This is a genomic window from Leisingera sp. ANG-Vp (assembly GCF_000813725.1).
GTDB lineage: Bacteria > Pseudomonadota > Alphaproteobacteria > Rhodobacterales > Rhodobacteraceae > Leisingera.
This window is the reverse complement of record NZ_JWLD01000005.1, coordinates 26,101-52,285: the sequence shown is the minus strand read 5'-3', so window position 1 is coordinate 52,285 and position 26,185 is coordinate 26,101. Positions and strand designations below refer to the sequence as shown.

22 protein-coding genes and 1 pseudogene are annotated in these 26,185 nt (G+C 63.5%); 14 read left to right on the top strand and 9 right to left on the bottom strand.

Annotated features, from left to right (window positions below):
* A pseudogene (locus RA20_RS02510) lies at positions 1-2,302 on the bottom strand (translocation/assembly module TamB domain-containing protein); the annotation flags it as partial.
* On the bottom strand, positions 2,299-4,101 hold the full coding sequence (locus RA20_RS02505; RefSeq protein ID WP_039124322.1) for an autotransporter assembly complex protein TamA: 1,803 nt from the start codon (positions 4,099-4,101) through the stop codon (positions 2,299-2,301). The gene RA20_RS02505 and the pseudogene RA20_RS02510, both read right to left, overlap by 4 nt.
* A 495-nt stretch (positions 4,102-4,596) precedes the next feature.
* Between RA20_RS02505 and RA20_RS02500 the strand changes: the two genes are divergently transcribed.
* Both RA20_RS02500 and RA20_RS02495 read left to right on the top strand, forming a co-directional pair.
* Positions 4,597-4,899 carry a hypothetical protein gene (locus RA20_RS02500; RefSeq protein ID WP_039124307.1) on the top strand — a complete coding sequence of 101 codons (303 nt, stop codon included), beginning with the start codon at positions 4,597-4,599 and terminating at the stop codon, positions 4,897-4,899.
* A gap of 52 nt (positions 4,900-4,951) precedes the next feature.
* Positions 4,952-5,560 (top strand): hypothetical protein, encoded by a 609-nt coding sequence (locus RA20_RS02495; protein WP_052248788.1) that lies wholly within the window; start codon positions 4,952-4,954, stop codon positions 5,558-5,560.
* A 50-nt stretch (positions 5,561-5,610) separates the two neighbouring features.
* Here RA20_RS02495 and RA20_RS02490 read toward each other — a convergent pair whose 3' ends face one another.
* From RA20_RS02490 to RA20_RS02480, 3 genes are all read right to left on the bottom strand, one after another.
* Positions 5,611-6,594 carry a type I glyceraldehyde-3-phosphate dehydrogenase gene (locus RA20_RS02490; protein WP_039124305.1) on the bottom strand — a complete coding sequence of 328 codons (984 nt, stop codon included), beginning with the start codon at positions 6,592-6,594 and terminating at the stop codon, positions 5,611-5,613.
* Between the two features lie 121 nt (positions 6,595-6,715).
* Complete coding sequence (locus RA20_RS02485) at positions 6,716-7,027, bottom strand: hypothetical protein (RefSeq protein ID WP_241482201.1); 312 nt, start codon at positions 7,025-7,027, stop codon at positions 6,716-6,718.
* A gap of 84 nt (positions 7,028-7,111) precedes the next feature.
* Complete coding sequence (locus RA20_RS02480) at positions 7,112-7,888, bottom strand: IclR family transcriptional regulator domain-containing protein (protein ID WP_039124302.1); 777 nt, start codon at positions 7,886-7,888, stop codon at positions 7,112-7,114.
* A 213-nt stretch (positions 7,889-8,101) separates the two neighbouring features.
* On the opposite strand from RA20_RS02480, the gene RA20_RS02475 reads away from it, so the two are divergent.
* From RA20_RS02475 to RA20_RS25280, 3 genes are all read left to right on the top strand, one after another.
* Positions 8,102-9,550, top strand: coding sequence for a glutamine synthetase family protein (locus tag RA20_RS02475; protein ID WP_039124299.1), 1,449 nt, complete (start codon positions 8,102-8,104; stop codon positions 9,548-9,550).
* Positions 9,551-9,748: 198 nt separating this feature from the next.
* Entirely contained in the window at positions 9,749-10,108 is a 360-nt protein-coding gene (gcvH, locus tag RA20_RS02470; RefSeq protein WP_039124297.1) for a glycine cleavage system protein GcvH, read from the top strand.
* A 225-nt stretch (positions 10,109-10,333) separates the two neighbouring features.
* Positions 10,334-10,618, top strand: a complete 285-nt coding sequence (locus RA20_RS25280; RefSeq protein WP_152618419.1) for a hypothetical protein — start codon at positions 10,334-10,336, stop codon at positions 10,616-10,618.
* A gap of 206 nt (positions 10,619-10,824) precedes the next feature.
* Here the strand turns inward: RA20_RS25280 and RA20_RS02465 are convergent, their stop codons facing one another.
* Together RA20_RS02465 and truA are read right to left on the bottom strand one after the other, a co-directional pair.
* Positions 10,825-11,760, bottom strand: coding sequence for a 2-hydroxyacid dehydrogenase (locus tag RA20_RS02465; protein WP_039124293.1), 936 nt, complete (start codon positions 11,758-11,760; stop codon positions 10,825-10,827).
* Positions 11,761-11,881: 121 nt separating this feature from the next.
* Positions 11,882-12,649: a tRNA pseudouridine(38-40) synthase TruA gene (truA, locus tag RA20_RS02460; RefSeq protein ID WP_039124292.1), complete on the bottom strand. Its 768-nt coding sequence runs from the start codon at positions 12,647-12,649 to the stop codon at positions 11,882-11,884.
* Positions 12,650-12,761: 112 nt separating this feature from the next.
* Here truA and RA20_RS02455 point away from each other — a divergent pair, with 112 nt between their 5' ends.
* The 3 genes from RA20_RS02455 to RA20_RS02445 are packed head-to-tail and all read left to right on the top strand — an operon-like array spanning position 12,762 to position 15,630.
* Complete coding sequence (locus RA20_RS02455; RefSeq protein WP_082017891.1) at positions 12,762-14,177, top strand: YcjX family protein; 1,416 nt, start codon at positions 12,762-12,764, stop codon at positions 14,175-14,177.
* On the top strand, positions 14,174-14,644 hold the full coding sequence (locus RA20_RS02450; RefSeq protein WP_039124289.1) for a GNAT family N-acetyltransferase: 471 nt from the start codon (positions 14,174-14,176) through the stop codon (positions 14,642-14,644). Before RA20_RS02455 ends, RA20_RS02450 begins: the two co-directional genes overlap by 4 nt.
* Complete coding sequence (locus RA20_RS02445; RefSeq protein ID WP_039124317.1) at positions 14,641-15,630, top strand: YcjF family protein; 990 nt, start codon at positions 14,641-14,643, stop codon at positions 15,628-15,630. Before RA20_RS02450 ends, RA20_RS02445 begins: the two co-directional genes overlap by 4 nt.
* A gap of 108 nt (positions 15,631-15,738) precedes the next feature.
* Here RA20_RS02445 and RA20_RS02440 read toward each other — a convergent pair whose 3' ends face one another.
* Positions 15,739-16,161 (bottom strand): group III truncated hemoglobin, encoded by a 423-nt coding sequence (locus tag RA20_RS02440; protein ID WP_039124287.1) that lies wholly within the window; start codon positions 16,159-16,161, stop codon positions 15,739-15,741.
* Between the two features lie 71 nt (positions 16,162-16,232).
* Between RA20_RS02440 and RA20_RS25275 the strand changes: the two genes are divergently transcribed.
* The 5 genes from RA20_RS25275 (at position 16,233) to RA20_RS02415 (ending at position 24,638) form a co-directional block, all read left to right on the top strand.
* Positions 16,233-18,047: a calcium-binding protein gene (locus RA20_RS25275; protein WP_152618418.1), complete on the top strand. Its 1,815-nt coding sequence runs from the start codon at positions 16,233-16,235 to the stop codon at positions 18,045-18,047.
* A gap of 276 nt (positions 18,048-18,323) precedes the next feature.
* A complete protein-coding gene (gene ileS / locus RA20_RS02430) occupies positions 18,324-21,266 on the top strand; it encodes an isoleucine--tRNA ligase (RefSeq protein WP_039124284.1) in 2,943 nt (980 codons plus the stop codon).
* 567 nt (positions 21,267-21,833) lie between these two features.
* Positions 21,834-22,373: a hypothetical protein gene (locus RA20_RS26050; RefSeq protein ID WP_241482200.1), complete on the top strand. Its 540-nt coding sequence runs from the start codon at positions 21,834-21,836 to the stop codon at positions 22,371-22,373.
* 149 nt (positions 22,374-22,522) lie between these two features.
* On the top strand, positions 22,523-23,602 hold the full coding sequence (locus RA20_RS02420) for a transporter substrate-binding domain-containing protein (protein WP_039124280.1): 1,080 nt from the start codon (positions 22,523-22,525) through the stop codon (positions 23,600-23,602).
* Positions 23,603-23,615: 13 nt separating this feature from the next.
* On the top strand, positions 23,616-24,638 hold the full coding sequence (locus RA20_RS02415; RefSeq protein ID WP_039124279.1) for a transporter substrate-binding domain-containing protein: 1,023 nt from the start codon (positions 23,616-23,618) through the stop codon (positions 24,636-24,638).
* A 489-nt stretch (positions 24,639-25,127) separates the two neighbouring features.
* On the opposite strand, the gene RA20_RS02405 is transcribed toward RA20_RS02415, so the two are convergent.
* Entirely contained in the window at positions 25,128-25,514 is a 387-nt protein-coding gene (locus tag RA20_RS02405) for a hypothetical protein (RefSeq protein ID WP_039124275.1), read from the bottom strand.
* Between the two features lie 165 nt (positions 25,515-25,679).
* On the opposite strand from RA20_RS02405, the gene RA20_RS02400 reads away from it, so the two are divergent.
* The gene (locus tag RA20_RS02400) at positions 25,680-26,132 is read left to right on the top strand and encodes a methylated-DNA--[protein]-cysteine S-methyltransferase (RefSeq protein ID WP_039124274.1); all 453 of its coding nucleotides are present in this window, start codon (positions 25,680-25,682) and stop codon (positions 26,130-26,132) included.
* Positions 26,133-26,185: the final 53 nt, after the last annotated feature.

The following is a 26,185-nucleotide window of genomic DNA, read 5'->3' as shown; positions in this document are numbered from 1 at the left end:
GGCTGTCGATACCGGCGGGGCCGCTGGCGGTGCTTTCCACCGTCCAGGTGCCTTCGCGGCGGCTGGCGGTGCCCTTGGCGGTCAGCCGGCCAGGCAGGTCGGGAACCAGCCGCTGCAGCTGTTCCATCGCCGCATCAAACCGCAGATCGGCACTGCCGTCACCTTCCCGGAAGCTGCCTTCGAAGTCCGCAGCAGAGCCGGTGGGCCCTGCCACCGCGGCCGAGAACTGCCAGTCGCCATTGCGGCGTTTGGCCGTGCCATCGGCGCTCAGCTTGCCCGGCAGCTGCGGCACAAAACGTTCCAGCTCGTGCAGCGCGGCTGCGAAACTGAAATCGGCATCGCCCTCCAGCGTGACCGAGCCGTCCAGCTTGGCGCTGGAGGTATGCGGGCCGCTCAGCTCCGCGACGCCGCTGAGCCGGTTGCCGTTGCGGGTGAGGGTGGCGGCCAGCGCCAGCGTGCCGGGGTTTTGCGGCACCAGCACCTCCAGTTGCCTGAGTTCGGCGGTGATCTCCATCCGTCCGGCATCGCTGTTGAGAGTGCCGGCGGCGGTGGCGGCAATAGCGCTGCCTGAGAGGTCAAAGTGGTCGATGGCGATGCCGTCCTCATCCCGCGCGGCCTTGAGCTGCAGGGTGGTGGTGCCTGCCAGCAGCTCATCCGCCTGGGCGATACCGGCGGAAAGGTCCTGCGCGATCACCTCCAGATCGGTGGCAAAGGCACCTGAAAGCGGTGTGAAGGACCCCTTGACCGCGCCGCGCACCGCGCCGCCCAGCGGACGCCCGGCCAGCTCCGAGAAGCGCGCCAGATCGGCAGCGCCTGCAGCAAGGTCCGCGGTTACTTTCAGTCCGCTTTCCAAACCGTCCAGCGCCACGTCGCCGGCGGCCTGAAAATCGTTGCCGCGCAGCTCCATATCCGTGATCCGCAGTGCGCCGGGTCCCTTGGTGCTGAGCGTGCCCTCAAAGCGGATGCCGTCGCCTGTGGCCTTGGCCAGTGCCGGGTCGCGGGGCTGGAAATTGCTGAGGCCCGCTGTCAGGCGGCCCTCGAGGGCAAAACCGCTGCTTTGGTCCAGGGTGCCGCGGCCCGCAATTTCGGCCTGGCCGATCAGGGCGCCGGGGTGACTCAGCTGGTTCAGGATGCCGTCCAGGGTCCAGCTGCCTTCAGAGGTTTTGGTGAGCTGCAGATCTGCTGCCGCCAGCGTGGTCTGGCCGCCTGCAACCGGCAGAGTAACAGCTGCCTGGCCTGCGGGCGGGGTGATGGCGGTTTTCAGGTTGGCGGTGTCCAGCTTGCCGCCTGCATCCAGGGAGGCTGCGCCGGTCACCTGCAGCGCATTGGTGCGCAGGACCAGCGTGTCCAGAACCATTGCGCCGCTGCCTGCGCGGGTGCCTTTGACGTTCAGCCGCAGGCCGGGGCCGAAGAAGGGCCGGTGCACCGGCGGCAGCAGAGGATCGATATTGCCGCCAAGGTCAGCGGAGAAAGCGATGCTGCGCGGTGTCTCTGGCGCGGCATCTGCGGGCAGGGGGCTTGCCGCCAGCACAACCCGGCCCGCCAGCCGTTCGGTGCCATTGGTTCCAAAGCTGATGCCGGCGGTGAAATCGCTGACTGGGCCTTCGCCCTTGGCGGTCAGCAGCAGGTCAGGGCGGCCCGGCAGGTCCAGACTGCGGGAGATCAGCCCGCCCGGCGCCTCCTGCAGCGCCAGGTCCAGGGTGATTTGCTGGGTTTCATTGGCATAGCCCGCCGTGAGCCGCAGGTGGTCGCCGGGCTTGTCCAGCCGGGCGGCGTCCAGCTTGGTGTCCAGCGCGCCGTCCGCCAGTTTCAGCGAGCCCTCGACCGAGAGGCTGGCCGCGGTGCCTGCCAGAGCCTCGCCCAGCTCGATCCGGTCTGCTTTGATCTGGCCGAGCTCGATCGAAACCGGCAGGTCCGGCAGGGCAAAGGGCGCGGCCTCCGGCGCAGGCAGCTCAGGGTCCTGCGGCACCGGTTCCGGCGCGCGCTCCACCGCGATGCGTTCTGCCGACAGCTGGTTGACCGAGAACCGCCCGCGCAACAGCTCCAGCCGGTTCCAGTCCAGTTCTGCACCCTCGATGGTCAGCCAGATGCCGTCTGCGTCGGCCACGGTGATCTTTTCTATGGTGGCTTGCGAGGAGAACGCCCCCTCCAGCCCGGTCACGCTGATGTAACGGCTGTCGCCGGACAGCGTGTCTTCCAGGAAATCGACCAGCAGGCCGCCGCTCTCCTCGGCGCTGTCTTGCGCCAGGGCGGGGGTAAGGGTGAGGCCAAGGGCCAGACCGCAGGCTAGATACTGTCTCAAAACGCCTGTCCTATGCCGATGTAGAATTGCAGCCCGTCCTCGGACCCGCCGTCGACGGGGTAGGCCAGGTCAAGCCGCAGCGGGCCGATGCCGGCCACGTCATAGCGCAGGCCGAGGCCGGCGCCTGCGTGGCGGGCTGAGGAGCCGGAGACAACGCTGTCCGCGTCGACAAAGCCGATGTCATAGAATCCAACCAGCGAGATCTTTTCAGTGACTTTGCCCCGCACCTCTCCGGACAGGGCCAGGAAGCTGCGCCCGCCCGCGGTGCCGGTGCCGACCGGGACGCCCAGCGACTGGAACTCATGCCCGCGCACCGATCCGGCGCCGCCGGAGAAGAACAGCAGGGTCGGGGACACCTCGCTGAGGGAGGGGCCGATGACCGAGCCCATCTGCAGCCGGCCGGCCAAAACGATCCGGTCATCGGCGCCCAGACCGGAATAGGCGCGCCCGTCGCCTTTCAGCTGCAGGCCGGATTTGCTGCCGTCGATGCCGATGAACGGTGTGGCGCCGCCTTGCAGGAAAAAGCCGTTGGCCGGGTTCACCCGGCTGTCGCGGGCGTCATATTCTGCGCGGATACGGCCCGCCAGGTATTTGAACCGGCGTTTGCCAAAGACATCCGTCGCCAGGGTGGAAGAGACGCCCACCGCGGCCTCGGCAAAGAATATGTCCGAAAACGTACGCCGGGCACCGATGGCGGCAAGCAGCTGGGTGGCGGTGTAGTGCTCTTCGTCCAGGCGTTCAGCCTCGGCGAGGTAGAAAATCAGGTCATCCGGCCCCAGCGCGGCGGGGCGGTCCAGCCGCACCGCGATGCGGCCGTCGATGTCGTTGCTGCTGCCGATGCCGCTCAGGCGGGCCTCGATGCGCAGTTTCTCGGCGGCGCCAAACAGGTTGCGGTGCATCCAGCTGCCGGACAGCTCAACACCGTCCGAGGAACTGATTTCGGCGCCAAAGGTCAGGCGGCGCGGCGGCAGATCCTCGACCTGGGCCGTGAAATCGAGGGTGCCATCCGGATTGGGCTGTTCCGCTTCGCTGAGGGCAACGGTTGAAAATGTGCCGGTACGGCGCAGCCGGGTGGCGGATTTGGCGACAAGATCCGGGTGGAACTCCTCGCCTGACGGAAAGCCGGCGATGCGGCGGATGGCGTCGTCACGCACCGAGCTGTCACCGTCGATCCGCATCCGGCCAAAGCGCAGTTTCGGCCCTGGCGCCAGCCGCAGCCGGGCGTCGAGCCGGTCCTGAAGGTGGTTGGCGGTGATGTTCTGTTCGGAGACCCGCGCCTTGGCATGGCCCGCGCGGCGCCAGGCCTTGACGCCGGCAATCGCCGCGTCGCGGATCACCCCGGTGCCGGCCGGCTGGCCGGGGGCAAAGCCTTTGGGAATGTCCACCTCGCTGTTTTGCGGGAAGGGCGCCAGTTCTGCCGCGCCAAAGGCAAAGCGCGGGCCGGGCTGCACGGTGATCTCAACCTTGGAGACGGATTTGGGCGGGTTCAGCGGCTGGATCCGCGCTGCCTCGCGCCCGTCGAGGCGGATGTTCACAACCGGCGAGAAATGGCCGGCATCATACAGCACCTGCACAAGCGTCCGGTAGTCGGACAGGGCGGCGGCCAGCAGCTCCTGCACATTGGTTTCGCCGCTGGCCGCCACCGAAGCAGAGGCGCCGCGCAGCCGCTCTTCCAGCGCGGCATCGGCGCCGGGGGCTTGCAGGACGGCCTCGGCACCAAAGGCGGCAGGCGGCAGCAGGGTCAGGAGGCTGAAGGCAGCGGCGCGCGCCAGATGGCGCGGGCGGAAAGGAAAATTCATATCTGCTCCCGGCAGCGGGCGTAAAATCCGGCCTGGCCCCCGGAAGGGCAGCAGGCGCATTGAGCCAAGCCTAGCACGGGAATTTTGCGGGATGGAACCAGCAAAGCGGCAGCTTTCCGCCAGGAACCTGCCCGGACGCTGCAGCGGCGGATTGCCGCGCACGGCTTGCTCTCAGCCAGGCGGGCGGTGCGGTCGTGCGCATTCCCGCCGGTTTGGCGCCCGAGCGGAACAAATGGCGGTAAATATGATTTGGCAAGCGGAAGGGAAAATGTACTATTCAGTTCAGCTCCGGCAGCCGAAACTGCCGGAGCTGGCACTGATTAACAAAGCTACATTGGGTTAACGTCAGGCGCAGCCACCACTCACATGAAGCCATGCCTGGCGGGAATGATACCACGCGAGATATTACTGTCTATATAATTGTCAGTTTGATAATTTTGCGTGGTATCATTTTAAGCAGATGAAGCAGAAGGCGTGTTAAGCGGGGACAGGGTATTGGAAAGGCTGAAATCGATATTCGAGCTGCGCGACATGCTGTTTCAGATGGAGCGCGACATCGGCCTGGACCGTCTCAGCCCGGTCGAGCGGGATGTGTTTCTGGCCGCCCATGCGCTGACAGCCAAACCTGGCGACCCGGTGCAATCCGATCAGATCCGCAGCCACCGCCTGGTGCAGGGGATTGCCCAAGCGACCTATCACCGGACGCTGAAATCACTGCTGGAAATGGGGTTTCTGGAGCGTGCGGGCGGAACCAGGGCCAAGCACTATGTGGTCTGTTTTGATCCCTCGGCACAGTAGTTGCACACAACATCTGGTTGCGATGCCGACACCGGAAGACTAAACCGGGTTTATGATAAACATCCTAACGATCCTGTCCCGGTTGCAGGCTTTTGCCGTCATCACCGCCGTCTACATTGTTTGCCACGGGCTGACCGCCTGGGTTGTGACACCAGTGCAAAAGCTGTTTTTTCCCGAACTTACTGTTTTTGCCAGCCTGGTCTATCTTCCGCACGGCGTGCGGGTGCTCAGCGTTTGGCTGTTCGGCTGGAAGGCTGTGCCGCCGCTGGCTGTTGGCGCCTTTCTGTCGGAGCTGATGTTCACTGAGGCGGGTATTAGGCAGCTGATGCAGCCGGTGCTGCTGGAGTCGATTGCGGTGGGTGCTTTGTCCGCGCTGGCTGCTTTCGGGCTGTTTCAACTGCTGGGGCGGCCGCTTTTCGCGGGACAGGCGCGGCGGATGGCATGGAAATGGCTGCTGGGGGCGGGCGCGTTGGCGTCCGTGATCAATTCCATTGGCCAGTCGGTGGTGTTTTCAGGGCTGATTTTCCCGGGTGACCAGCTGCCGGTGATGGCCATCTATGCAGCGGGCGACTTGATTGGCCTCACCGTCTGCATGTTTGCACTGATGCTGATTTTCCGCTGGCTGCGTCTCGCCGGGCAAAGCCGCCAGCCGCAGAAATAGCACAGCCCGCCAGCGGCGGGCCTGCAGGGCGGCCAGCGCGGCGTCCGGGGTCAGCCGGCCATTAGCCGCGCCACATCCAGCATCCGGGCCGAGAAGCCCCATTCGTTGTCGTACCAGCCGAAAACCCGCACCTGGGCATCGCCTGCCATGCGGGTCTCCGGGCCGGCAATGACCAGCGATTCGGGCCGTGACCGCAGATCCGATGACACCAGCGGCATATCGGTCCAGCCAAGCACTTGCGAGCTTTCTACGCCTTCGCGCAGCGCGGCAGTGAATTCTGCTTCGCTCATTGGGGTTTTCAGCTGCGCCACCATGTCGATTGCCGATACGCTGGCGGTTGGCACCCGCACGGCTGCGCCGCTGACGCGGCCTTTCAAATGCGGCAGCACTTCGTCGATCAGATGCATCGCCGAGGTGGTGGTGGGCACCATTGACTGCGCACCGCCGCGCGAGCGGGCAAAGTCGCCGCGCGGCGCGTCCACCATCGGCTGCGAGTTGGTGTAGCAGTGGATGGTGGTCATATGGGCGGTGTCGATGCCGGCAATCTGGTCCAGCAGCTTGACCAGCGGCGTGAGGCCATTGGTGGTGCAGGAGGCGTTGGAGACGATGCGGGCATCGCCCAGCTGCTCTTCGTTGGCGCCCAGCACCAGGGTCAGCTCGGCGGCCGGGGAGGGGCCGGAGATCAGCACTTTGCCAGCACCTGCCTTGATGCCGCGCTCAGCCACATCCGAGGTGCGGGCGATGCCGGTGCATTCCAGCACAAGATCGACTCCGCTGAGGTCCACTTTGGTCAGGTCGGGTTCATGGCTGACGGGGATGGTGCGGCCCATCACCTGCAGCGCATCACCGCCATGCTCTACCGGATGGGCAAAGGGGCCGAACGTGCTGTCGTATTGGAACAGATAGGCGCACATGTCCAAGGGCGCGATGTCGTTGATCCGCACCACTTCGATGCCGTCTCCGCGCGATGTGGTCAGAATCTGGCGCAGGATGGCGCGGCCAATGCGGCCGAATCCGTTGATAGCAAGTTTCATGCGCAATCTATGGCAGGCACGCCGGGGCCGCTCAATCCATCGCCTCCGGGAAAATGATCACATTTCCCAAGAGGATGTTTCAGAAAACCGCAGGCAAACCGCGCAAGCGTCAGAGGCGCCCTTATTTGCGGCAGATCATCTGGGCATAATAAGTGCCGGTGATGTCGCGCACCATCGTGTCCAAGTTGACGCTGCAGCCGGTTGCAGCGCGCAAAGCTCTGACCGCCTGGCGCGCAGTCAGCACCGCAGGCGGGCGGAAGGGCAGATGCTCGCGGTTGAGCCGGGTGGCGCTGTAGCGGCCGGCCATGTCCTCAACCGGCGCAACCACCCAGTCGCGGCCCAGCACGGTCACTTGCGTGCCTTCCACGCCTTTGGCCAGGACGGGTGCGGCGAGGGCGGCGCAGAGGGCGGCCGCCAGTGCAGTCTGTTTCATCATCGAAATGCTCCTGCGGAAATCTCTCCCTGCAGCCTAGCGCGGGGCGATGCCATTGCAAGGCGGGGTTTTCCGCAATGCGCGTCAAAGATGATCCACCGCCTCGGCCTGGCGCAGTTCAGCGGCACAGAGCTGCAGGCCGCGCAGCAGCCGTTCGGCATCGGCCTCGGGGTGCAGGCCGCGCGGCGCGGAGCTGCCCACCACCACCGGCGTGCGGCCCGGGCGCGCGACGGGCACCGCATAGCCGGTGATACCGGCTTCAAACTCGCTGCCAGTAATGCAGAAGCCCTGCTCGCGCGCCTGGGCCGCACGCTCGAGAATGGCGGCGGGGTCCTGCAGCGACTGCTCGGTGTGGCGGGGGATGTCCGCATCTGCAAGAACGGCTGCCGCCTCTTCGGACGGCAGCCCGGCCAGCAGCATCCGCCCCAGGCTGGTATGGGCCAGGGGGATATGCGAGCCCGCGGTGAAGCCATAGGTGATGTGGCTGTGCTCGACGGTGGATTGCGCCAGCAGCAGAACCCGGCCCTGGTCGAGCATCGCCAATGTCACCTCGACTTCCATCTGGCGGGCGTGGCGGTTCAGGACGGGCTGCACCTTGCGGCCGAACTGGTTGGCTTGAAGGAAGCCGCCGGCCAGCGCCAGAACCCGCGGCGTCAGCGACAGCATCCGGCCGTCCTGACGCAAGTAGCCTGCCTGCACCAGCGTCAGCGCTCCGCGCCGGGCGGTGGCGCGGTCCTGGCCGCTGCGCCGGGCTATCTCCGCCAGGGTCATGCTGGGGGTGGCTGCGTCAAACACCGCCAATACCGCCAGCCCCTTGGCAAAGCTTGAAGAAATATTCCTGTCCTGCTCCGAAACCGTCATCTGCTGCCTGCTGTCACTTGAAATTGCTGCCGCGCGTTTTGGCGGCTATTGTGCGAATGCTGCACACAATGTGCGCTTACTGAACGCTGTCAAGGTGCAAATCCGGCACCGCTCCGGGAATGCACAGACATATGCGGCAAATGCCGCTGCCACGCTGGACGCGGGGGTATTTCAGGTGCAATTTCAAGCTGCTTGCTAATCAAGAGGCCCTCTATGGCGCAAGATTTCACATCTGGCAAACTGGCCCGTCTGGGGCTGCTCGGCCCCGAAGACTGCCGCAAGGCGGGCGAGATTGCCTCACGCGCGCAATTCGACGGGATTGAAACCGTGCGGGTGCTGTTTCCGGATCAGCACGGCCTGCTGCGCGGCAAGACGGTGATGGCTGAGGCTTTTGCCGGCATTTTTGAGCGCGGCCTGAATGTACCGTCGACGCTGTTGCTGAAGGACACCTCGCACCGCACCGCTTTTCCGGTCTGGGAAAGCGGCAGCGGGCTGGCGGGGCCGATGCAAGGCGCGGGCGATGTGCTGCTGGTGCCGCGTCCCGATACCTACCGGGCGCTGCCGTGGTCGGGCCACTCCGCCTGGATTTTCTGCGAGCCGGTGTTTCAGGACGGCCGGCCGGTTCCCTTTGCCTCCGGCGGCGTGCTGCAGCGGGCGGTGGACCGCTTGGCCGGGCAGGGGATGGCGGCGACCTTCGGGCTGGAGGTCGAGTTTCACATTTTCGAACTGGCCGGCAAAGCAGACGCGCATGCGCAGGCGGGCCGTCCCGGTGCCCCGGTTGAGACCCGCAATCTGATGCAAGGCTACCAGTATCTGACCGAGACCCGTTATGGCGAGGTGGAAGGCGTTCTGGACCTGTTGCGCCGCAACGCCCAGAAACTGGGCTTGCCGGTGCGGTCGGTCGAGATCGAGATGGGCCCCAGCCAGGTGGAGTTCACCTTTGCCCCCGATGGCGCCATGGCCCAGGCCGATGCGATGGTGATGTTCCGCACCATGGTCAAGGAGGTTTGCGCCAGAAACGGATTGCATGCCAGTTTCATGGCGAAGCCGCGGCTGGACAATGCCATGGCCAATGGCTGGCATGTGCATCAATCGCTGCAGGATCTGGCCACGGGCCGCAATCTGTTCATGCCGGAAACGCCAGGAATGCTGACACCGCCGGCCAGCGCCTGGATGGCGGGGCTGCTGAAATACGCCGCAGAAACCTCGCTGCTGATTGCGCCGACGGTGAACAGCTACAAGCGCTATCTGCCCTATCAGCTGGCGCCGAACCGGATCGGCTGGGGCGAGGACAACCGCGGCGCCATGCTGCGGGCGCTGATGCATCCGGGCGATGCCGCCAGCCGGATTGAAAACCGGGCGCCGGACAGTTCCGCCAATCCTTACTTCGCGCTGGCCGCGCAGATCATCGCGGGCTCGGCAGGCCTGTCTGAAGGGCTGGAGGCGCCGCGTCCCACGGTGTCGCCTTACAGCGAAGACAGCGATAAGCTGCCGCGTTCGCTGGGCCAGGCGCTGGCTGCGTTTGAAGGTTCCGGCCTGTGCCGGGAGGCGCTGGGTGAAGATGTGACGGCCTATCTGCACCACCTCAAGCGGTTCGAGTGGGAACGCTACCTGGACACCGTCAGCGAATGGGAACAGGCGGAGTATTTCAACCTGTTCTGACACCTTCGGCGGGGGGCGGCGCTGCCGCCTAAAATCTTGCTGATCCCGCGATTTGGCATCTTGATCGCAGGGCGCGGCCGTTGCTAGCGTATACCCGCGTATGCAGGGGTCGGTGCGCCGGGCCTCTGTTTCCTGCGGCGCCCTTTTGGCGGCCACAACACATATCAAACCTGTGCTTTTCTAAGGGAAAACAAGATCATGAAATACACCGAGGAACACGAGTGGCTGCTGCCTGAAGGCGATCTGATCACCGTTGGCATCACCGCCCATGCGGCTGAGCAGCTGGGCGAGGTAGTCTATGTGGAGCTGCCGGAGCCGGGCACCGAAGTGTCCAAGGATGACGAGATCGTGGTGATTGAATCGGTCAAGGCGGCCTCGGACATCCTGGCGCCGCTGGACGGCGAGGTGGTCGAGGTGAACGAAGCCCTGGCCGATGATCCGGGCAAGGTGAACGAGGACCCCGAAGGCGGCGCCTGGTTCTTCAAGCTGAAGCCCTCGGACCTGTCGCCGATGGACGATTACATGGATGAAGCCGGTTACAAGGATTTCATCGGCTAAGTAGCCTGCGGCCCCGACCGGGGCCGCGTGTTTTTCCTCTTCGCTCGCACCCAGGGTGGAACGCTGACTGAAGAACCCAGTGCCAGCGCGCTTGCTGCTTTAGAGGGTCGGCACTTCCGGATTCATATGACAGGTTTGAAGCCATTATGGTAACAGCCAAAGAAGTTTGTTGCGGAAGAGGAAAGCCGACAGGCCGTCATTCTGAAAAGATACGTGTGTGCTGCTATGAAGATTAAGGCGCTTACATCTGCGGTGATTGTAACGCTGTTCTTTGGAGTGCTGGCTACTCCGCCTCTAGCCCTTTCAGGCCGCACTCCGTTTCTTGATTTTCTATCATTTCAAAATGGAAAAATATTAAATGCTGCACTTGCGATTACCCCTGGTGCGGACGGCGGTTTGGTAAAGTATTGGGAGTTCTGGTGTTTAAGACTGAAGAACTGCGAATGGGGCGGAAGCGGTTCAGATTTTCTGTACAGTGTGACACCTGAAGAGTTCGCAACCATGCAGTAGCATCAGGCTGTGCCGATACATCTCTTTCCTCGTTTTTGACCTTTTGAGGTCTCGATCTGAATTGTACCTGCCGAGGTTCGACTTGCCTGCGATTCTGTTCACCCGGTGAACTTCCTCTACCAGTTCTCTGGGGGCGTTCACCGATGCTGGCGGTGCCCAGGCGCGCGTCGAACCTTGTCTGGCCCGCCGTTTCAAGGAAGTCCGGATCAATAGCCGCGCTGGCGGTCGACTTCGTGCAGCAGGGGCTTGCCTGCTTCCAGGCGGCGGTAGTTTTCCACCACATCCTTCATTGCATCGCCCAGGTGCCAGCCCGAGACATGCGGGGTGATCGTGACGCCCGGATGGGTCCAGAGCAGGCTGTCCTCGGGCAGCGGCTCCTGGCTGGCCACATCCAGTACGGCGCGGCCCGGAGTGCCCTTGTCCAGCGCCGCGGCGAGGGCGGTCTCATCAATCAGGTCGCCGCGGCCGGCGTTGATCAGCGTGGCGCCGGGCTTCATCGACGCCAGCATCCCGTCATTCATCAGTTGCCGGGTGGCGGGGGTTGAGGGCAGGATGGCGCAGACATAGTCGCATTCACTTAGCATCTGCGGCAGGGCGTCTGCACCGTGGCGGCAGTCAACGCCCTCGATTTCCTTGGGTGAGCGGCTCCAGCCCAGAACCCGGAACCGCAGATCGCGCATCAGCTTTGCTGTCATGCCGCCGATATGGCCGAGACCCAGCACGCCGACGGTGGTGTGCGTCGGGCGTTTCGGCGCCAGCGGCTCCCAGGCGCTGCGTTTTTGCGAGGCTTCGTGCTGCGCCATGTTGCGCTGGCCGTGCAGCACATAGGCGAGGCAGAACTCGGCAATCTCATGCGCAGGCTCGTTCGGCTTCAGCCGGGTGACGCGGACATGCGGCGGCAGGCTGGGGTGGGCCACGATACTGTCGACGCCGGCCCCCAGTTTCTGCACCAGCTGCAGGTTCGGCAGCTGTTCCGGCAACCCGTCTTTCAGCACGGTGGTCGCGAGCATGGTGACCTCTGCCAGATTGCCTGCATCGCTCGTGGGCCGGATGTCCAGCTCCGGGGCCAGTGCCTTCAGCTCCGCTGCCAGCTCCTCATCCGTGTACCAGTTGTCAAACCCGACATTGACCAGAAGCGCCATGCTGCTTTCTCCCTGCGAAGCCTTTCATCCGGCGGACTAAGCCACGGCAGCGGCGGCAGTGTAAAGCCGGGAAATGCGGCCTCCGGGCGCAATCGCGCGCGGGCGGCGGGGGAGGGCAGTGTCAGGCGAACGGATCCTCCGGGTAGCCGACCCGCGCCAGGTAGAGCCCGTGCCCGGGGCAGACCGGCCCGCAGGCGGCGCGGTCGCAGGCCTCCAGGGCGGCTTTCACATCCGCGGGGTCCCAGGCGCCCGCGCCGACCCGCTCCAGGGTGCCGACAAAGCTGCGCACCTGGTTGTGCAGAAAGCTGCGGGCACGGACGTGGAAATGGATCTCCGGCCCCGAGAACCCCTGCACCCGCTCCACCGTCAGCTCGTCGAGTGTTTTGACCGGGCTCGCCGCCTGGCAGATCGAGGAGCGGAAAGTGGTGAAATCATGGTTGCCAATCAAGTGGCTGGCGGCGTCCTGCATGGCGTCTGCGTCCAGGTCATGGCTCAACTGCCAGACCTGGCCCGCGTCATGGGTGGCGGGCGCGCGGCGGATCAGGATGCGGAACAGATACTGCCGTTCCACGGCTGAAAACCGCGCGTGCCAGTCTTCGTCCACCCGGGCGCAATCCACAATCGCCACAGGATCAGGCTTCAGATGGTAATTCAGCGCCTCAGACAGGCGGAACGGGTCCCATTCCTTGGCCATGTCGCAATGCGCCACCTGGCCCAGCCCGTGCACGCCGGTGTCCGTGCGCCCGGCGGCAGCAATGGTATGCTCGCCCGGCTGCAGCTTTGCCAGGGCAGCCTCGATCGCGCCCTGCACCGAGGGCAGATCCTTCTGCCTTTGCCAGCCGGCAAAAGGCTTTCCGTGGTATTCGACTTTCAAAGCAAAACGCGGCATGGGCGGCCAAGTAGCAATGCAACAGCGGCGGGGCAAGTCCTGCGTGCGCTCTGGTATCCCGTTGGTGCGCTGCCTATCTTGCAGGCAGCAAGAACAGAGCAGGATCAGGGCCTTGGTATTTACCTCCCTCGCAGATGGGGTGATGAGCAGCGTGGAGAACGCCGCCAGCGGTGTCTCAGCGGCGCTGTTCGACCGTCCGTTGCGGCTGGGGGTCACCGGGCTGGCGCGCTCCGGCAAGACGGTGTTCATCACCTCGCTGGTGGCCAATCTGCTGGACCGGGGGCGGATGCTGCAGCTCAATGCCGCGCGCGAGGGCCGGATCGAGGCTGCCTTCCTGCAGCCGCAGCCGGACGACACCGTGCCGCGCTTTGACTATGAAAACCACCTCGCGGCCCTGACCGGGCCGTCACCCCATTGGCCGGACAGCACACGGGCGGTATCCGAGCTGCGTCTCAGTCTGAAGGTGCGGCCCGCCGGCCTGCTGTCGGGCTGGCAGGGGCCGCGCACCCTGCATCTGGATATCGTCGACTATCCGGGCGAGTGGCTGCTGGACCTGGCGCTCTTGGACAAATCATACTCGGAGTGGTCGCAGGATGTGCTTGCCCGCATTGCAAACCGTCCGCAGGCCCAGGCTTTTCTGGCGGCAAATGCCCAGGCGCTCCCTGCGGAGATGCATGACGAGCCGCAGGCCCAGGCCCTGGCCGCAGCCTTCACTGAATATCTGAATGCGGCCCGCACGGCCGGTTTTTACGATTGCACCCCGGGACGCTTCCTGCTGCCTGGCGATCTGGCAGGCTCGCCGGCGCTGACCTTTGCCCCTTTGCCCCCGGAACCCGGTGCCCCGCGCGGCAGCCTGTGGCGCGAGATGGAGCGGCGTTTTGAGGCCTATAAGTCCAAGGTTGTGAAACCTTTCTTCCGCGACCACTTCGCCCGAATCGACCGCCAGGTGGTGCTGGTGGATGCGCTCTCGGCAATCCATTCCGGCCCGCAGGCGGTGGAGGATCTGCGCCACGCGATGGCGGATATTCTCAGCGCCTTCAAGCCGGGCCGGAACCATTTTCTGACCCGGCTTCTGGGCGGCAAGCGGGTGGAAAAGATCCTCTTTGCCGCAACCAAAGCCGACCACCTGCACCACGCCCAGCACGAGGCGATGACTGCGATCATCGAAGCCCTCACCCGCGAAGCACAGGACCGGGCCCGCTTTGCCGGGGCGGAGACCGCAGCGCTTGCCATGGCCTCGCTGCGCACCACCACCGAGGAAATGCGCCCGCACAACGGCAGCACGCTTCCTTGCGTGCGCGGCACTCTGCTGGAAAGCGGCAAGCAGGCAGCTTTCTATCCAGGCGCCCTGCCGGAGGATCCGGCACAGCTGCTTACACCGGCGCGGCAAGGGGCGGAAAGCTGGCTGATGGGTGACTACCAGGCCATGGCCTTTGCGCCGGCGCCGCTGACGCTTAAACACGGCAGCGGTCCGCCGCATATCCGGCTCGACCGCGCCGCCGAATTCCTGATCGGAGATGCCCTTTGACACTCCCCTCTGCCACATTCTTCCTGCGTGCCGCAGCCCCGCTTGATGCCGGGGCGGCAGGGAACATCCTCTATGGTTTCCAGCAGGACACCGGCTGGATGCCCAAGCTCTATACTGCTGCCGAGGTGATCTATTTCTGCGGCATGATGATTGACCGCGGCTGGGTGACCGTTGCTGAGCGGGAAGGGCGCATCCAAGGTTTTCTGGCGCGCAAGGAGGAAGAGGTCTGCTCTCTCTACCTGGCGCCGGAAGCCCGCGGGCTGGGGGCCGGGCGGGCGCTTTTGGATGCGGCTAAGGCGGCCTCGCCGCGGCTCACCCTCAATACCTTCGTGGCCAATACCCGCGCCCAGCGTTTCTACCGGCGCGAAGGCTTTGCCGAGACCGGCCGCGGTGATGGCTCAAACAACGAGGAAGGCCTGCCGGATATCACCTACGAGTGGCGGGCAGCACAGGAGGCGGCCGCGTGAGCAAGAAGCCAGTCCTGTTTGACCTGGAAGAGGAGGCCGCACCGCCGCCGGTGGCCGAGGCACCGCCGGTGCCTGAGGTGTCCTCCCTGGCGGAACGCCCCCCGGCGATGGAGCAGGCGGCCCGGCTTGCTGCGCAGCGGCCGTCGCGGCTGGCCCGCTGGTTCTGGACGCTGCTGGCGGCTGTTGCCGGCGCCATCGCCTCCGTGGCGGCCTGGGATTTTGCAACAGGGCTGATCGCCCGGTTCCCGGTTCTGGGCTGGGCGGTGAGTGCAGGTCTTGCGGCTTTGGCTCTGATGGCGCTGCTGATGGCCTTGCGCGAACTGGCGGCGCTGGCACGGCTGCGCCGGGTTGATGCGCTGCGCCATGCCGCCGGCGAGTGCAGGGATCTGGCAGCGGCCCGCCAATTCACTGCGCGGCTGGAGAGCTATTATGCCGGCCGCGAGGAACTCACCTGGCACCAGGCCCGGCTGGCGGAACTGAAGGCGGAGGTGATGGACGGCGACGCTCTGCTGCGGCTGGCAGAGGATGAGCTGCTGGTGCCGCTTGACACCTTGGCCTTGCGCGAGGTGGAGGCCGCTGCCCGCCAGGTGGCCACGGTGACCGCGCTGGTGCCAATGGCGCTGGCGGATGTGCTGACGGCGCTGGTCTCCAGCCTGCGCATGATCCGCCGGGTGGCAGGCATCTATGGCGGCCGCCCCGGTTTCTTCAGCTCCTGGCGGCTCACCCGCGCGGTGCTCGCGCATCTCGCCGCCACCGGCGCCGTGGCCGCAGGCGATGACCTGCTGGAGCCGGTGCTGGGCGGTTCGGTGCTATCCAAACTGTCGCGCCGCTTCGGCGAGGGGCTGGTCAACGGCGCCCTGTCGGCGCGGGTGGGGATTGCCGCCATGGAGGTCTGCCGCCCGATGCCGTTCTCGGAAGCGCGCAAACCCAGCACCCGCAAGGTGGTGCAGCGGGCGCTGACCGGGCTGTTTGCGAAAGAGGCCTGACGCGGGCGCGCCAGGCTCATGCGCAGCATGAGCCACGCCCAAGGCTGCTGCGGTGGTCCGGCACTGCCGGGCAGCCGCCAGGCGCGGGAGCGCCCCGGCTGAGGGCGTTCAGAACAGTTTCGGAGGCTGGTCCTTGGGCTGGCGCATCGCAACGACACCAGTGCGGAAGCCCTCGCCAATGCGGTCCGCCAAGGCACCCCACTGCAGCGCGGTTTTTTCTGGCAGCTCGGCGCGCAACACCTCGTGGAACAGCCCCAGCCACAGCGGGAAATGCTCCGCCTTCACATCCGGCCGGCTCACATGCACCCGCATCGGATTGCCGCTGTAGCTCCGCTCCCGCAGGATCGCATTGCGCCAGAAGCCTGCGATTTTCTCTTCATGCTGGGGCCAGTCTTCCACATGGGCGGCAAACACCGGCCCCAGCACCGCATGGCTTCGCACCCGCGTATAGAAGACGGCAACCACCCGCGAGATATCTGCGGCGGTGATCTCAAACCGCGCCAGCGGGTTTGCGGTTTCAGTTGCGGTCATTGCAGGCTCCTCTGACTGGCCGCGGAGATACAGGATGGCAGACCTGGCTGCAAACCCTTGCCGGTTAACGATTGTTTAACAGTTTGTTAATCTTTGGGTTGTTGAAAGTTGATTTCATACTAACGCAGATAGATTTGGGAGGCTTGGGTTTGCAAGGTACTAACGGGGACGACACACTCATTGGCAGCGAAGTTGCGGATACACTGGAAGGTAATGCCGGCAACGATCTCCTTTTGGGAGAGGAGGGTGCCGATTTCCTGGATGGCGGGTCCGGAAACGATTCCCTGGAGGGGGGCAGCGGCGTTGACATCATTTGGGGGGGCTGGGGCGATGATACGATCACCCACAGAACTCAAGATGACGCGGTCTTCAATGATCAAGTGTATGGCGATTCAGATGAAGGCGGCTCAGCTACGGATGTTCTGAAGTTTGTAAGGTCTCCGGGCGACAAGATCATCATTGGCAAAGAGGCTATTTTCGAAGGTTTCGAAGTCATTGACACGGGCAAAACCATCTTGAACGGCGAAGAAGTAGACAATCCTTTGTACGTGCAAGGTAACGGGTCTTATGACTTTTCTGGAATTGTGTTCAGGGATGGGCCGGATGGAACTGACTCCGTCACAGGCAGTATTTTTGTCGATGATAACCTGGGAGCAGAAGTTATCGGGACCGGAAAGGGGGACTCCATTACCGGCAATGCCGGGGCAGACACATTCTTTGGTGCCGCAGGGGATGACACGCTTCTTGGAAAGAGCGGGGACGACACCCTTTGGGGCGGCAGTGGGGATGACTCGATTGAAGGCGGTGCACAAAACGACACGCTGTTTGGTGAGAACGGAGACGACTTTCTCAACGGCAATGAGAGCAGTGACGCGCTTTACGGGGGATCCGGCAAAGATACGCTTTTGGGGGAAGACGGGGCTGATATTCTCGAAGGCGGCAATGAAAACGATGAACTCGATGGCGGCAGTGGCGTTGATCTGATCTGGGGCGGCTGGGGCAGCGACACAATCACCCATAAGACCAGCGACGATTTGATATTCAATGACGAGGTTCACGGGGACGATTCTGTAAAGGACGGAACCGCCACGGATGTTCTGAAGTTTGAGACCGATCCAGGCGACAAGATCGTCATTGGCCGGTCCGCGATTATCGAAGGTATCGAGATTATTGATACAGCAGGCGAGGACGTGTTTGTCCAGGATGGCAGTACCCGTGATTTTACCGACGTGACGATCAAAAACGGAGGGCAAGTTTTTGACGGCAGCATTTATGTGGACGGTGAGTTAGCGACAGAAATCACCGGGACATCTAAAGATGATGATATCCACGGGGATTCAGCCGAGCTTGGAAGGGACACCTTTTACGGCGGAAGTGGGGATGACACACTCAGCGGCTATGGCGGTGATGACAGCCTGTTCGGCGGCAAGAACAACGACGTTCTTTATGGGGGCGCGGGTAGAGACCAACTGGATGGCGGCAACGGCAATGATACGCTGGACGGCGGAGACGGCGGAGACACGCTGATTGGCGGCAAAGGATATGACACGCTGACAGGTGGAGAGGGAAGCGACAGCCTTGACGGCGGAAGCTACGCTGACTGGCTGAATGGCGGTATTGGCAACGATGAGATGACTGGCGGTACCGGCGCGGATGTATTTGTCTTCTCTGCAGGTGGCGATTCAATTACGGATTTTGGCCAAGGCGCGGACGAAATTGCTTTCTCCAGGGAGGATTTTCCAGCCTCTGAAGGCTGGGATGCTGCTATGATACTCAGCTACGCAACACCGTGGTCGGGTGGTGTGATGGTCTTTGACTTCCTCGATGGCAACACGCTTACGGTTGAGGGTGACCAGGTTAAGGCCGGGGACATCATTTTTGTCTGACGCCGTGCAAGGCCCTTCCTAAGAACATGTCATCGCGGGCCTGCAAGTAGTCTCGCGATGGCTAACGCCCGCTTTTTCGAATGCTGCGCATACGCCGCTTTACCCTATGGCTGCTCCGGCCTATAAGGCCAGTCATGTCCCACTTTGCGGCCATCATTATTCGAATTATATCCCCGGCGCTCTGAAACCATTGAGCCGCCGGGCAAAGGCGCTTGAGCCATCGCGCCGAACCGAATATCCCCATTTCCGACCTTGATCATCCGAAGGACGCAGCACATGTGCGCCGACACGCCCCAGACGCCTGACTACAAAGACACTCTCAATCTGCCCAAAACCGCTTTCCCGATGCGCGCAGGCCTGCCCAAGCGCGAGCCCGGCTGGCTGGAGCGCTGGGCGCAGATCGGCGTCTATGACAAACTGCGGGAGAAGGCCGCTGCGGCCAAGGGCGGCGACGCAGAACGCAAGCCCTTCACCCTGCATGACGGCCCTCCCTATGCGAACGGCCACTTGCACATCGGCCACGCGCTGAACAAGACCATCAAGGACATGATCGTCCGCTCGCATCAGATGATGGGCTTTGACAGCCGCTATGTGCCGGGCTGGGACTGTCACGGCCTGCCGATCGAATGGAAGATCGAGGAGCAGTACCGCAAGAAGGGCAAGAACAAGGACGCGGTGCCGGTGGTGGAATTCCGCCAGGAATGCCGCGCCTTTGCCGACAGCTGGGTCGATATCCAGCGCGAGGAGTTCAAGCGCCTGGGCATCACCGGCAATTGGGATGACCCGTATCTGACCATGAACTACCACGCCGAGGCGGTCATTGCGGATGAGTTCATGACCTTCCTGATGAACGGCACGCTCTATCAGGGTTCGAAGCCGGTGATGTGGTCGCCGGTCGAAAAGACTGCGCTCGCGGAGGCCGAGGTCGAGTATCACGACAAGGAAAGCTTCACCATCTGGGTGAAGTTCAAGGTGGCTGAGCCTGCGGACCACAAGCTGGCGGGCGCCAATGTGGTGATCTGGACCACCACTCCCTGGACCATGCCGTCAAACAAGGCCGTCGTTTACGGCGAAGAGATTGCCTATGGCCTTTATGAAGTCACCGGCACCCCGGATGAATGCTGGGCCGCTGTGGGCGAGAAATACATCCTGGCCGACAATCTGGCGGCGGATGTGTTCAAACGCGCGCGCCTGGCTGAGGATCAGTACACCCGCGTCGCGGACGTTCCGGCCTCGGATCTGGCAGGCATCGGCCTGACCCATCCGCTGGCAGGTGCCGAGGGCGGCAATGGTGAATGGGACGATATCCGTGATTTCCGCGCGGCTGATTTTGTTACCGACACCGAGGGCACCGGCTTTGTCCACTGCGCGCCGTCCCACGGGATGGAGGAATTCGAGCTTTACCGCGATCTCGGCATGCTGGAGCAGGTGATCACCTATAACGTGATGGATGACGGCTCCTTCCGGGCGGATCTGCCGTTCTTTGGTGGCAAGTTCATCCTGTCGCGCAAAGGCGGCGAGGGCGATGCCAACAAGGCGGTGATCGACAAGCTGGTTGAGGTCGGCGGCCTGCTGGCGCGCGGCAAGATCAAGCACAGCTACCCGCATTCCTGGCGCTCCAAGGCGCCGATCATCTACCGCAACACACCGCAGTGGTTTGCGAGCGTTGACCGCAAGATGGACGACGGCATGGGCGAGATGGGCGATACCATCCGCGAGCGCGCGCTGAAGTCGATCGACGAACTGGTGAAATGGTGGCCGCAGACCGGGCGCAACCGCTTGTTCTCGATGATCGAGAGCCGCCCCGACTGGGTGCTGAGCCGTCAGCGCGCCTGGGGTGTGCCGCTCACCTGCTTCACCAAGAAAGGCGCGCTGCCCACCGATGCGGACTTCCTGTTGCGCAATGAAGAGGTGAATAAGCGCGTCGTAGCCGAGTTCGAAGAGCATGGCGCCGACGTGTGGTACACCGACGGCTTCAAGGCCAAGGTGCTGGACGGCATCGTCGATCCCGAGGCCTATGACCAGGTGTTCGACGTGCTGGACGTGTGGTTCGACTCCGGATCGACCCACGCCTTTGTGCTGCGCGACCGCGTGGACGGCACCGAGGACGGTATCGCAGATGTTTACATGGAAGGCACCGACCAGCACCGTGGCTGGTTCCACTCCTCGCTGCTGCAGGCCTGCGGCACCAAGGGCCGCGCGCCCTACCGCAATGTGGTGACCCATGGCTTCACGCTGGACGAGAAGGGCATGAAGATGTCCAAGTCGCTGGGCAACACCATCGTGCCGGAAGAGGTCGTCAAGCAGTATGGCGCCGACATCCTGCGTCTGTGGGTAGCTCAGACCGACTACACCGCCGACCAGCGGATCGGGCCGGAGATCCTGAAAGGCACCGCCGACAGCTACCGCCGCCTGCGCAACACCATGCGCTTCCTCTTGGGCTCGCTTGGCGACTTCAAGGAAGAGCAGCGGGTGGAGCCGGCGGACATGCCGGAGCTAGAGCAGTGGGTGCTGCACCGTCTGGCCGAGCTGGATCACAAGGTTCGCACCGGCTACCAATCGTTTGACTTCCAGGGGGTGTTCTCGGCGGTGTTCAACTTTGCCACCGTGGATCTGTCGGCCTTCTACTTCGACATCCGCAAGGATGCGCTCTATTGCGATGGCGACACCCTGAACGCCCGCGCAGCGCGTACCGTGCTGGACATCCTGTTCCACCGCCTGACCACTTGGCTCGCGCCGATCCTGGTCTTCACCATGGAAGAGGTCTGGCTGGAGAAATACCCGGGCGAGAGCAGCTCTGTGCACCTGCAGGATATCCCGAACACGCCCGCCGACTGGCTGAACGAGCCGCTGGCCGCCAAGTGGTCCAAGATCCGCCAGGCCCGCCGGGTGGTGACCGCCGCTCTGGAGGTGCAGCGCACCGACAAGGTGATCGGCGCCTCGCTGGAAGCGGCTCCGGTGGTGCATGTGCGCGACGCGGAGGCGCTGGAGGCGCTCAAGACGGTGAACTTTGCCGATGTCTGCATCACCTCGGATATCCAGCTGACCGGCGATCCGGCACCTGCCGAAGCTTTCCGCATGCCGGAGGTGGATGGCGTCTCGGTGGTGTTCGAGAAAGCCGATGGCGGCAAGTGCCAGCGCTGCTGGAAAATCCTGCCGGACGTGGGCAACCACAACCATGAGGGCGTTTGCGGCCGCTGCGACAGCGCGCTGGGATAACAGCCTGATTTCGCCTATAGCTTGTGAGCAGCGCCCGGCCTTTTGGCCGGGCGTTGTCATTTTGCGCTGTTGTTGCGGACTTTCCCGCACTTTTTCCGGGTGTGGCCTTGTGTCGGACCCTTTTAGATTCCTCTAGATGTTGACCGGTTTTCCACAATTGGTTAAAAATTTGTTAATTCCATGAAGATTTTCAGCCGTTATTTCAAAACATGGCATGGAGCAGGGGGGCAGTTTTCAATGCTGAAGCTGAAAGCGGACGCGCAACCGGCGGGTGAGCCGGGCAAAACGCGTGGCACGGCAGTCCGGATTGAAGGGGTGTCAGCGCCGAAAAACATGAAAATCGGGCTGGTTGCCAGCAGCGCTGGACAGGACGGCGAAGCCAGTGCAGGGGCAAAGCAGGCCAAGGCACCGCTGGCGGAAGTGAAGCCAGCGGCCAAAGGTGCTGCTGGGAACCCTAAGGCGAAACCTGCCGAGACGGCGGCCGCTAAGCCAGCGAGGGCAGCTGCGGCGGCTAAAAAACCCTCTGCCAGCCAGACAGTACAAAAGCCGGGAAAAACCCGGCAAGCTTTGCCTGAACCGCAGCCCTTTGCACCGGTACAGGCTGAAGGCGGCAGCGCGCTGCCAAAGCTTGGCTTGGCGGCGGCAGGGCTGGCGGTTGCCTCGGCGATGCTGCTTTACTTCCAGTTCGGCGGGGGCGCTCCGGCAGAGACCGCAGCGCCGGCCCCCCAGCAGACGGCGGCAGCAGAGGCCGCGGCGGCTGAGGAGCTGCAGCCCTCGGGAGCTGCGTCTGCAGCAGCGCTGGAAACAGCAGAAACCAGCGGCGAAGACGAGTTGGTGGCGCGTATCACTGCGGGCACCTTGGCGGCATTGCGCAGCAAGCAGACTTTGCCGGAAGCGGCAGCGGAGGCACCTGCAGCGCCTGCCGAAGGCACTGCGCTGTTCAAGATGGTGATGACCGCCGCGGCCCAGGGCCAGTCTGAGGCCTATATCGACCAGCTGGTGAACGGCGCCTATGAGCGCCAGGAGATCACCGTGCCGGCCAGCCTGATCGGTGCGGACGGGCGTGTCGATACCGCGACGCTGCTGGCGCTGTTCGTCGGTAACTGAATTCAGTTCCGGCGGCTGTGCCGGAGCCGGTCCCGGCGCCATTACCAAAGCGTTGCTGAATCCGGAGCCGGGGACAACAAGCAAACAACAAGACTGACAAGCGCCGCGAGCCGGAGCAGGCCGCGGTGCATAAGACTTCCGGGGGGACCATGAAAAAGACCATAGCTGCCGCTGCAATGAGCCTGTTTGGCCTTGCAGCCACCTCTGCTGCTGCCGAAACCTGCGGCGGATTCTATACCGTGCAGTCCGGCGACAGCCTGTCGGTGATTGCCGACAAGCTCTACAAGGACGCAGGCAAGTGGAGCGCCATCCACAACCGCAACATCGACCAGATCGGCCCCAAGCCGAACGCCATCCGCGTTGGCATGAAACTGTCGCTGGCTTGTCTCGAGGGTTTGCCCCTTGGCCTGCCGGGCGGCAAGGAAATCTCCGCGTCCGCCCCGGTTGCGGCGGTGCCGGTCAAGGTGCAGCCGGGCAATGCTTCGGTGCGCAAGCGGATCAACCTGCTGACTGGAGATGATTTCGCTCCCTTCACCGCCAAGGCCGCCCACAACGGCGGCCTGCTGAACGAGGTGGTTGATGCTGCGATGGCTGAGGCAGCCCCCAAGGAAGGCTATTCGATCCACTGGGTGAACGATTGGTCGGCGCATCTGGAACCGCTGCTGTCCAACGCGCTGCTTGACCTTGGCTTCCCCTGGTACAAGCCGGACTGCCAGGCCGCGCCGGATAACTTCCGCTGCGTCAACTTCCACTTTTCCGAGCCGATGTTCGAGATGCTGATCCTGCTGTTCACCAGCAGCTCCAACTCCTTTGCCTTCAACCAGGATGCCGATATCGAAGGCAAGACCCTGTGCCGCCCGGCCGGCTATTTTACCCATGACCTGGATGAAAACGGCCGCAACTGGCTGAAGGACGGCAAGATCACCCTGAAGCAGCCCAACAGTGTCAAAGACTGCTTCGACATGGTGCTGGAAGGGGAGGCGGACGCCGTGGCGCTGAACGAATTCACCGGCCGCACCGCAATCAAGGACCACGGTCTGGATGGCCGCATCACCGTCCTGCCGCAGCCGCTGTCGGTCGCAGGCCTGCATGTGGTGGTGCACAAGTCGCACCCGCAGGCCGAGCAGATGCTGACCATGATCAACGGCGGCCTGCGCGGCATCCAGGAGGATGGCAGCTACCAGGCGATTATCGAGGATCACATGGCCAGGATCTGGGCCGGCTTCTGAGGAGGAATGCGCCATGAAACGGCTTTTTTCACGGATCCTGCAGCTGGCAGCGGCGTTTACCCTCGCTCCGGCCGCGGCCTGGGCCATCTGCGATGTCGACTATGTTGCACAGCCCGGCGACACGCTGTTTTCGATTGCCGAGACCCACTATGGCGACCGCGAGCGCTGGACCCTGGTTTATTACCGCAACCAAAAGCTTCTGGCCGGCGCCACGGTGCTGCCGGGGCGCAAGCTATTTATTCCCTGCGTCACCGGCGCCACGGCGCCGGATGCAACGCCGCTTCGCAAGGAAAAGGCGGAGCTGACGCTGCTCACGGGGAGCGGCTATGCGCCATTCACCGACCGCGGGCTGCCAGGGCAGGGCATGGTGACCGAGCTGGTCAATGCGGCGCTGGAACTGGCGCCGTCGCCGGTCAGCTATTCGGTAAGCTGGGAGGACGACTGGTCCAAACACCTGTTCCCGATGCTGGACAAGAAAGAATTCGACATGGGGTTCCCCTGGCTGAAGCCTGACTGCGAAGCCGAGCCGGGCAATGAGCGCTGTGTGAATTTCCACTTCTCCGAGCCGGTGATGACAATGCCGATCATGCTGTTTGTTCGGGCTGACAGCGGTTTTGGATATGAAGAGGATTCAGATGTCGAAGGCCGGACATTGTGCCGTCCGGCCGGGTATTTCACCCATGATCTGAACCGCTCGGACCGGCGCTGGCTGGATGAAGACAAGGTCACCCTGGTGCAGCCGAAAACCCCGGGCGATTGTTTCCGCATGGTGGCTGAGGGGAAGGCGGACGCCGCGGCGGTGAATCTGTTCCTGGGCGCCAATACCATCGTCAAGGAAGACCTGCGCGACACTGTGGTGCCGTTGGAAAAGCCGCTGTCGGAGGAGGGCCTTCACGTAGTGATTTCCAAGCGCCACTGGCGCGGCACCACTCACCTCTACCGGATCAATGCAGGCCTGCAGAAGCTGCGCGGCAGCGGCCGGTTCGAGGAGATCATGTCGCGCCATCTGGAGCTGTTCTGGGCGCAGCTGCAGTAGGCTGGCCAGGCTGCAGGGATCTGGCTTCCTCATACCCGTGGGGGGCGGAAGCGGCCTCCCCGGGGCGGCTGTTTGCTTGCAGCCCCGCGCGTTGCAGCAGCAGATGCCGTGCCAGATCCGCATTTTCCTGGAACGGCTCATCCTTTTGCGCGGCGGCTTCCTTGCCGGAAGGGGCGGCAGAAGATTCGCCGTCGCCGGGATGCGAAGCATCCTCCGTATGCCCGTCCTGCCAGCGCGGCAGGTTCTCGGCGGACTCGCTTTTGCCCGGGTCATCTGAACGGACCACGGGCCGGGCGGTCAAGAAACCGCGCTTCGGCTTGATAGGGTTAGTACTTCCTGAAACTGGCACAAACATTCAGAGGGTCCTTCGCGACGGCATTGAACCATTCTTAAAGGAACCTTAACGCACTGGATTTAATAGCGCGTTAACATATGGCAGTGTTTGAATGTGATTGCCGCCGGGAGGGTGCTCGCCGGTCTGGAGAAATGTTAGCCAGTAATGCGGCGGGCCTTGGCATAGCCGGCCTCAGCTGCAAGCACGCTCACCGGTTTGGGCCCGGCCTGGCAGCCGTTTGCCAGATCCAGGTAGTAGGCCGCCATATCGATGCCGTTCACCTGTTTGAGGTTCAGTGCCTCGCTGCGGGCGGCGGCGCGGGCCGGGCCGATGTACTGCGGGGTCAGAGAGTCAGGGCGCACGCCGCTCAAGGCCTGCTCGCGGGTCACGCTGCGGGCCAGGCCCTGGGTGCTGCCGTCCACCAGCGGGGCATCCACCGGCTGGCCGCCCGCTTCCGCTACGGCGGGCTGGCGCTGATAGGCGGCCTGCATCTGCTTCATGCTGTTATAAAGGCTGGCGGTGCTGGAGACTGCAGACAGCATTTGATTACCCTTAGTTCCGTTCTTGAAACTCACTTTATGATAATTTGATGTAATGCGGTGAGGTTTCCTTAAGGCTGGTTAACAAAGCGTTAACCGGCCGCGCCCGGCTTGCATCCGGCGGCGGCCTGCAGGAGACTGGCCGCCGGTCTTGCGGAGGGCAGCAGCATGATATCAGCCAGTCTTGAAACCCCGGTTGGCGCGCTCAGCGTGACAGAACGGGATGGCGCCATCGTGCGGCTCGCCTGGTCGGCGGAGGCCACCGGGCATACGGCGCTGCTGGAACAGGCACTGGCGCAGCTGCGCGCCTATTTCGCCGGCGAGCTGACCGTTTTCGACTTGCCCCTGCACGTGGAAGGGTCTGATTTTCAGCGTGCTGTCTGCGATGCGATGCTGGCCATCCCCTTTGGCGATACCCGCACTTACGGCGATATTGCCAAAGACCTCAAAGCCCCGCCGCAGCCGGTGGGCAATGCCTGCGGCGGCAATCCGATCCCGGTAATCATTCCCTGCCACCGCGTATTGAGCGCCACCGGCCTTGGCGGCTTCTCGGGCCAGGGCGGCGTGGAAACCAAGGTGGCACTGTTGAAGCACGAAGGCGCCGCCAGCCTGCTGATCTGACAGTTTTCCGGCCCAGGAAGCCTGCCCTTGGGTTTCTTTCTGGTCAAAAATAC

Coding starts and splice junctions, on each gene's coding strand:
- RA20_RS02485 (WP_241482201.1), bottom strand. CDS start 7,027: ATGAAACAGACTGCACTGGCGGCCGCCCTCTGCGCCGCCCTCGCCGCA.
- RA20_RS02495 (WP_052248788.1), top strand. CDS start 4,952: ATGATAAACATCCTAACGATCCTGTCCCGGTTGCAGGCTTTTGCCGTC.
- RA20_RS02440 (WP_039124287.1), bottom strand. CDS start 16,161: ATGACCGCAACTGAAACCGCAAACCCGCTGGCGCGGTTTGAGATCACC.
- RA20_RS02420 (WP_039124280.1), top strand. CDS start 22,523: ATGAAAAAGACCATAGCTGCCGCTGCAATGAGCCTGTTTGGCCTTGCA.
- RA20_RS02400 (WP_039124274.1), top strand. CDS start 25,680: ATGATATCAGCCAGTCTTGAAACCCCGGTTGGCGCGCTCAGCGTGACA.
- RA20_RS02405 (WP_039124275.1), bottom strand. CDS start 25,514: ATGCTGTCTGCAGTCTCCAGCACCGCCAGCCTTTATAACAGCATGAAG.
- RA20_RS02505 (WP_039124322.1), bottom strand. CDS start 4,101: ATGAATTTTCCTTTCCGCCCGCGCCATCTGGCGCGCGCCGCTGCCTTC.
- truA (WP_039124292.1), bottom strand. CDS start 12,649: ATGCCGCGTTTTGCTTTGAAAGTCGAATACCACGGAAAGCCTTTTGCC.
- RA20_RS25280 (WP_152618419.1), top strand. CDS start 10,334: ATGAAGATTAAGGCGCTTACATCTGCGGTGATTGTAACGCTGTTCTTT.
- RA20_RS02480 (WP_039124302.1), bottom strand. CDS start 7,888: ATGACGGTTTCGGAGCAGGACAGGAATATTTCTTCAAGCTTTGCCAAG.
- gcvH (WP_039124297.1), top strand. CDS start 9,749: ATGAAATACACCGAGGAACACGAGTGGCTGCTGCCTGAAGGCGATCTG.
- RA20_RS02490 (WP_039124305.1), bottom strand. CDS start 6,594: ATGAAACTTGCTATCAACGGATTCGGCCGCATTGGCCGCGCCATCCTG.
- RA20_RS02465 (WP_039124293.1), bottom strand. CDS start 11,760: ATGGCGCTTCTGGTCAATGTCGGGTTTGACAACTGGTACACGGATGAG.
- RA20_RS02475 (WP_039124299.1), top strand. CDS start 8,102: ATGGCGCAAGATTTCACATCTGGCAAACTGGCCCGTCTGGGGCTGCTC.
- ileS (WP_039124284.1), top strand. CDS start 18,324: ATGTGCGCCGACACGCCCCAGACGCCTGACTACAAAGACACTCTCAAT.
- RA20_RS02415 (WP_039124279.1), top strand. CDS start 23,616: ATGAAACGGCTTTTTTCACGGATCCTGCAGCTGGCAGCGGCGTTTACC.